4 protein-coding genes are annotated in these 6894 nt (G+C 65.9%); all 4 read left to right on the top strand.

From position 1 onward, the window contains the following. Window positions 1-110: 110 nt before the first annotated feature. Entirely contained in the window at window positions 111-3101 is a 2991-nt protein-coding gene (gene fdhF, locus Q0R23_RS03710; RefSeq protein WP_293910498.1) for a formate dehydrogenase subunit alpha, read from the top strand. A gap of 117 nt (window positions 3102-3218) precedes the next feature. Further along, window positions 3219-3815, top strand: coding sequence for a DUF1641 domain-containing protein (locus tag Q0R23_RS03705; RefSeq protein WP_293910496.1), 597 nt, complete (start codon window positions 3219-3221; stop codon window positions 3813-3815). Between the two features lie 3 nt (window positions 3816-3818). Beyond that, window positions 3819-4643, top strand: a complete 825-nt coding sequence (gene fdhD, locus Q0R23_RS03700; RefSeq protein ID WP_293910494.1) for a formate dehydrogenase accessory sulfurtransferase FdhD — start codon at window positions 3819-3821, stop codon at window positions 4641-4643. 245 nt (window positions 4644-4888) lie between these two features. After that, complete coding sequence (locus Q0R23_RS03695) at window positions 4889-6733, top strand: endo-1,4-beta-xylanase (RefSeq protein WP_293910492.1); 1845 nt, start codon at window positions 4889-4891, stop codon at window positions 6731-6733. Window positions 6734-6894 lie beyond the last annotated feature (161 nt).

The raw sequence follows: 6894 nt of genomic DNA, 5'->3' as shown, positions 1-6894 counted from the left end.
TAGACGAGGGGCACCTGCTCCAGCGCGCCTCTGAGCACACCGGTGAGACGCCTAACCCGCGCTACACCGGAATCGCAGGCCAGCCCGACGCCGGACCCCTGCGCGGCACCGTGCCCGTACAAGTGCAGATCGACGGCGCGAAGTTCGGCGGCCTGTCGGGCGAGTTGCTCATCGACGCCATCAACAGAGCGCACATCGAACTCTCGCAGGTCTGCTATCACCCGCAGCTCGGCAGCATCCAGACCTGCGACACCTGCATCGTGGAAGTGGACGGCGTACTGTCACGGGCGTGTGGCACGCCGGTGCGGGCGGGCATGACGGTGCGGACCCAGACGGGCGCCGCCAGAGTCGCCCAGCGCGAGGGCATGGACCGGATACTGGCGAATCACGACCTGTACTGCACGGTCTGCGACAACAGCAACGGCAACTGCACGGTCCATAACACGGTGGAATTGCTGGGCATCCAGCATCAGGCGCGGCCCTGGGAGCCCAAGCCCTACGCCAAGGACGACTCCAATCCCTTCTACCGCTACGACCCCGACCAGTGCATTCTGTGCGGGCGCTGCGTGGAGGCGTGCCAGAACTTGCAAGTCAACGAGACCCTGAGCATCAACTGGGAAGACAACAACCCCCGCGTGCTGTGGGACGGCGGGCAGCCGATTGGCGACAGCAGTTGCGTGAGCTGCGGGCACTGCGTGACGGTCTGCCCCTGTAACGCCTTACAGGAAAAGTCGATGCTGGGGCACGCCGGACTGTTCACCGGCATTCCGCTACCGGTCTTCGATGCGGCGGTGGGCGTGGTCAAGGGCGCCGAACCCAGCAGCGGTTACGGCGCCATCTTCGCCGTCTCCGAGATCGAGGCCGCCGCCCGCGAGGAGTTCAACAAGCGCACCAAGACCGTCTGCACCTACTGTGGGGTGGGCTGCGCCTTCGAGGTGTGGACCCAGGACCGGCACATCCTGAAAGTCGAGCCGCTGGAAGGCCCGGCCAACGGCGTCAGCACCTGTATCAAGGGCAAGTTCGGCTGGGACTACGTGACCAGCCAAGACCGCCTGACCTCGCCGCTGATCCGCGAGGGCGAGCACTGGCGCGAAGCGAGCTGGGAGGAGGCCACCCGGTACATCGCCCGGCGGATGCACGAAATTAAACACGCGCACGGCGAGGACGCCCTGGGCTTCATCGCGTCCAGCAAATGCACCAACGAGGAAGCTTACCTGATGCAGAAGCTGGCCCGGCAGGTCATCGGGACCAACAACATCGACAACTGCTCGCGCTACTGCCAGTCGCCCGCGACGATGGGCCTGTGGCGCACGGTAGGCTACGGCGGCGATTCCGGCACCATCAAGGACATCGAGGCGGCGGGGCTGGTGATTATTGTGGGCTCCAACACCGCTGAGAGCCACCCGGTGCTGGCGACCCGCGTGAAGCGTGCCCACAAACTGCACGGCCAGAAACTGATCGTCGCCGACCTGCGCAAAAACGAGATGGCCGAGCGGGCCGACCTGCACCTGCATCCCAAACCCGGCAGCGATTTCATCTGGGTCTCGGCGGTGGCCAAGTACCTGCTCGATAACGATATGGCCGCCCAGGACTTTCTGGATACGCACGTCAACGGGTTGGAGGAATTCCGCTCAAGCGTCGCCGAGTTCACCCTGGAGTACGCCGAACGCGAGACCGGCCTGAGCGTCGCCACGCTCAAACAGGTCGCCGAGATGATTCACGCCTCCAGCGGCACCTGCATTCTATGGGCGATGGGCGTCACCCAGCAGATGACCGGCTCGGAAACCAGCACGGCGATCAGCAATCTGCTGCTGGTCAGCGGCAACTACATGCGAACCGGCACCGGGGCCTACCCGCTGCGCGGCCACAACAACGTGCAGGGCGCCTCCGACATGGGCGCCATGCCCGCCCACCTGCCCGGCTACCAGCATATCGAGGACGACGAGGCGCGGGGCAAGTTCGAGGCGGCCTGGGGCGTGAAGATCAAGACGGAAAACGGCCTGGACAACACCTTGATGATCCACGCCGCCCACGAGGGCAAACTCAAATCGCTGTATCTGGTCGGCGAGGATCTGGGACTGGTGGACGCCAACGCCAACTTTACCAGCGCGGCGCTGTCGAACCTGGAGTTTTTCGTCATTCAGGACCTGTTTTTCAGCGAGACGGCCAGATTCGCCGACGTGGTGCTGCCCGCCTCGCCCAGCCTGGAAAAAGAGGGCACGTTCACCAACACCGAGCGCCGCATCCAGCGGCTGTATGAGGTGATGCCGCCGCTCAAGGGGAGCAAGCCCGACTGGCAGGCGATTCAGATGGTCGCCCAGGCGCTGGGCGCCGACTGGAACTACACGCACCCGTCCGAGATCATGGCCGAGGCGGCCAGCCTGATGCCGATTCTGTCTGGCGTGACCTACGAGCGCCTGGAAGGCTTCAGGAGCCTGTGCTGGCCTGTTCACAGCGACGGCACCGACACGCCGCTGCTCTACACCGAGGGCTTTCACTTTCCGGACAAGAAGGCGCGGCTGTATCCGGCCAGGTTCATTCCCCGCACCGAGCCACAAGGTACCGAATTCGATCTGCACGTCAACAACGGGCGGATGCTGGAGCACTTCCACGAGGGCATGATGACCTTCAAATCTAAGGGCCTCACCTCGCAGGTGCCGGACGCCTTCGTGGAGATGAGCCCGGCTCTGGCGGCGCAGCGCGGCGTAGAAACCGGCCAGTTCGTGCGGCTGGTCTCGCGCTCCGGGGCCATCCGGCTGCGGGCACTGGTCAGTGACAGAGTAGAGGGCAGGGAACTCTACGTGCCGATGAACGCCCAGGATTCCTCGCAGATGATCAACTTCCTGACCGGTTCTCATACCGACCCGGCCACCCATACGCCCGCCTACAAGGACCTGTCGGTGCGGATGGAGGTGCTGCCCGCTTTCGGCGAGAACCCGCTGCCCAGGCATAATCACCGCTACCACAAGGGCACGCCGCAAAAAGGCGTCGAGGTTCAGCGCAAGTGGGCCAGGCCCGACTACGCCTTCCCCGGCAGCAGCCTGCCCCTGGAGGGCGCCAGTCTGAACAGCAGATCGGACGCGCTGGGGGCCGACGACTGAGGAGCCCTCACCCCCTTGCTCCGCGAGGCCCCTCTCCCCCAGGTAGAGGGGTCAGGAAACTCTCTTCCCCATCTGTTTCCACGAGCCACACGCCACACGCCCTCCGAAGGAGCATACATGGCCAAGCCACTCGACTACACCGCCCCGCCTAAATCCCCCAGGCAGCAGATCGAAACGGCCCAGGAAGACAGCGCCGAGGCCCTCACCGAAGCGCTGAAACTGCTGCGTGAGTTGCACGAGGCAGGTGTGCTCAATACCGTCTACAAGCTGACCAAGGGCGGCAGCGGCCTCAGCAGCGCCCTGCTGGACACGCTCAGCGAGGACAGTTCCCTGACGGCGATTCGCAACTTCATCGAGCTGACCAAAACCTTCGGTACGCTGGAGCCGCAGGCACTGGGGCAGCTCGGCAACGCCGTCGAGGCGGGCATCCGCGAGGGCGCCCGCAGCGTGGCCCAGGGCAAAGGCGTGGGCCTGGGCGAGCTGCTCAAGCTGCTGGCAGACCGGGACGTGCAGGTGGCGCTGGGCGCCGTCTTCGGGCTGCTCAAGGGCGCCGGGCGGGCACTGCGCGAGGCGGGCGGCGAGACGCAGGACACCGCCAACCAGGCCGAGTTCGGGCGCCACGACCAGATTCAGCCGACGCCGCAGACGCCCAAGACCAGCCAGAAGCCGTCGGGGAAAAGGTCAGGCCGGGGGCTGTTCAAGGCCCGCGCCTAGGCCGTGACTGTCCCTGAGTCGGTGGGTGAGGGGGCGACGGTGGCCCTGCCGGTTCAGGTGTACCGGGACGGACAGTTCAGCCGCCGTGACGACCTGCTGGCCGCCGAGGAGCCGCTGGAACTGCGCCTGGCTGACAGTCGCACGGCGGATGGCACCACCCTCAGCCTGACCATGCGCACACCGGGGCACGACGCCGAACTGGTGCGCGGCTGGCTGCATGCCGAGGGGCTGTCGGACGCCGTGAACGACATCCAGCCGCTGCCGGGCAACCCGAACGTGATGCTGATCTTCGGGGACGCCGTGCGCCTGCGAAGCGCCGTGCGGGCCACCTTGACCTCGGCGGCGTGTGGGGTGTGCGGGTCGGGCAGCATCGAGCGGCTGAGCCTGGACGTGGCGGCCCCGATCTGGACGGCGGCGCCGCTCTCGCCCGCGCTGATTCTGGCGCTGCCGGAGAGATTGCGCCGCGCCCAGCCGGGCTTCGACTCCACCGGAGGGCTGCACGCGGCGGGTCTGTTCACGCCGGACGGACAGCTCCTGTGCGCTTTCGAGGACGTGGGGCGGCACAACGCGGTGGACAAGGTGGTCGGCTGGGCGGCGCAGCGGGGCCAACTGCCGCTGAGTAACCGCATGCTGGTGACCAGCAGCCGCTCAGGCTTCGAGATCGTGCAGAAGGCGGCGCTGGCGGGCGCGGCGGTGGTCGTCACGGTGGGCGCGGCGAGCAGCCTGGCCGCCGAAACGGCGCTGACGCTGGGGCTGACGCTGATCGGTTTTGTGAGAGGTGGGCGCTTCAACGTATACGCCGCGCCGCAGCGCCTCCAGCCGGTTTGAGGGGCGCCCAACTGACCGAGAGTGTAGCTAGCCTCACACAACAGGCTGAGGTTCCTCATTCGCCGACCTTAAGGTAAGGCAAGTCACTCTCAGGAGTTCGGGGTCGCCAGGAGGCGCGCCTCGCTTTACCGGTCTGCATGGTCTGGCGGTGTCAGGCTTTCATTCAGGCGGTGGTGGACGAAGACGCCGAACACCAGCGGCGCGGCGCCATTCACCCAGGCTTTCCCCTATTCAGGAGGCTCAGCATGACTCACCCAACGATTCACCGTTCATTGACACTCCCTGCCCTGCTGCTCATCTCCGCGCTGCTGCTGGGCGCCTGCTCGACTTCGGCGCCCGTCAGCCAATCCCAGTCGGAGCAAAGCGGAGCTTCAGACCCCGACCTGATCGAGACCCAGGCGGTTAAAGCCCTGCCCGCAGGCGGCGCCGACGTATTGGGCGAGGACACCTTCGCGGCCTTCCAGAACTCCCCCAGCAGCGCGGTAAAGCTGGAGAACATCGCGGTCAGCGGGCTCAGCTTCACCCAGGCCTGGCGCGTGACCGGCCTGGCACCGCTGGAGCAGCCGTACTTCTCGCAGCTCTCGGCCAGAAGCGTCGCCGCCATCAAGAAGGGCGACGTGATGGTGGTGCAGTTCTGGGCGCGGAGCGTGGGCGGCCCGGCCCAGACCGAGTTCGTGCTCGAATCGGGCGATACCTACGAACCGTCCGCCGTGGTCAGCGTGCAGCTCTCCCCACGGTGGCGGCTCTACAGCGCACCGTTCAAGGCGCTGCTGGACTTCGCGGCGGGCAACGGCGCCGCCCGCTTCCGACTCGGCTACGACGCTCAGAGCTTCGAGCTGGGCGGGGTGGTGCTGAAAAATTACGGCCCCGGCGTGCCTCTGAGCAGTCTGCCCTCCGCCGGATTCACCTACGCCGGACGCAGCGCCAGTGCCCCCTGGCGGGCGGCGGCGGCGGCGCGCATCGAGCAGCTCCGCAAGGGCGACGTGACGGTTAAGGTGCAAGACGCGGCGGGCAATCCGGTGTCCGGCGCGGCCATCAAACTGGACATGCAGCGCCACGCCTTTCCGTTCGGCACCTCAGTCACGGCGACAACGCTGTTTGAGCCAAGCCCCGACGGCCAGAAATACCAGGACATCATTCCCACGCTGTTCAACCGGGTGGCGCTGGAAAGCGACCTCAAATGGCCGGACTACGAGGACAACAAGCCTCTGGCGCTCCGGGCACTCGATTTTTTTGCCAGCAAGGGCATTCCAGTGCGCGGCCACAACCTGGTCTGGCCCTGTGAGCAGGACTATTGCCTGCCGGGCGACGTGCCGGGCCTCTTCGGCAACCCTGCCGCCCTGAAAAAGCGGATCGATGACCATTTCGCCGACATCCTGGGCGCGACCAGAGGCAAAATCGTCGAGTGGGACGTCATCAACGAGCCCAGCGCCCTCAAGCGCATCTCGAAGGTGCTGGGCGAGGACGAGATGGCCGCCCAGCTCACGCTCGCCAAGAAGCTCGACCCCGCTGCCCGGATGGTCATCAACGACGCCAACAACCTCGGCGAAGGCAACTCGGACGTGGAGTTCAAGCGCATCCTGCGGCGGATGCAGGCGCTGAACGCGCCGCTGGAAGGCATCGGGCTCCAGAGCCACTTCGGCTACAAGCTGACCCCGCCCGCCGAGCTGAACACCCGCCTGGACGGCTTCGGCGAGCTGGGTGTGCCGCTGTCGATCACCGAGTTCGATGTCAACGTGACCGACGAGTCGCTTCAGGCCGACTACCTGCGCGACTTCATGACCGTCATGTTCTCGAATAAGAATGTCAGCAGTTTCACCATGTGGGGTTTCTGGGAAGGCAACCACTGGCTGCCCAACGCCGCGCTGTACCGCCAGGACTGGAGCATCAAACCCAACGGCCAGGCGTTCAAAGACCTGATTTTCTGGAAATGGTGGACCAGGGCCAGCGGCCAGACGAGCGCGGCAGGAACGTACAGCACGCGGGGCTTTTACGGCGACTACAAGCTGAGCGTCACCGTGGGCGGCACCACCACCACCCAGGACATCAAGCTGACGCCAGGCATGGGCGAGGTGGTCGTCAGGCGGTGAGGAGCGCTGTAGCCTGGCCTTCTTGGGCACAACGGACTGTCGTCGTGAACGGACTGTCCTCGTGAACGGACGCCCATGAGGACGCCACTCGTCCCCATGAGGATGCCACTCCTCTCCTGCGGAGCTTTGCAAGTCCGCCTGGGCACGCCTGCCCGCGTCTT

The sequence above is a fragment of the Deinococcus sp. genome (assembly GCF_025362455.1).
Taxonomy (GTDB): domain Bacteria; phylum Deinococcota; class Deinococci; order Deinococcales; family Deinococcaceae; genus Deinococcus.
The sequence above is the reverse complement of the archived record's forward strand: the minus strand, read 5'-3'. Positions and strand labels throughout refer to the sequence as shown.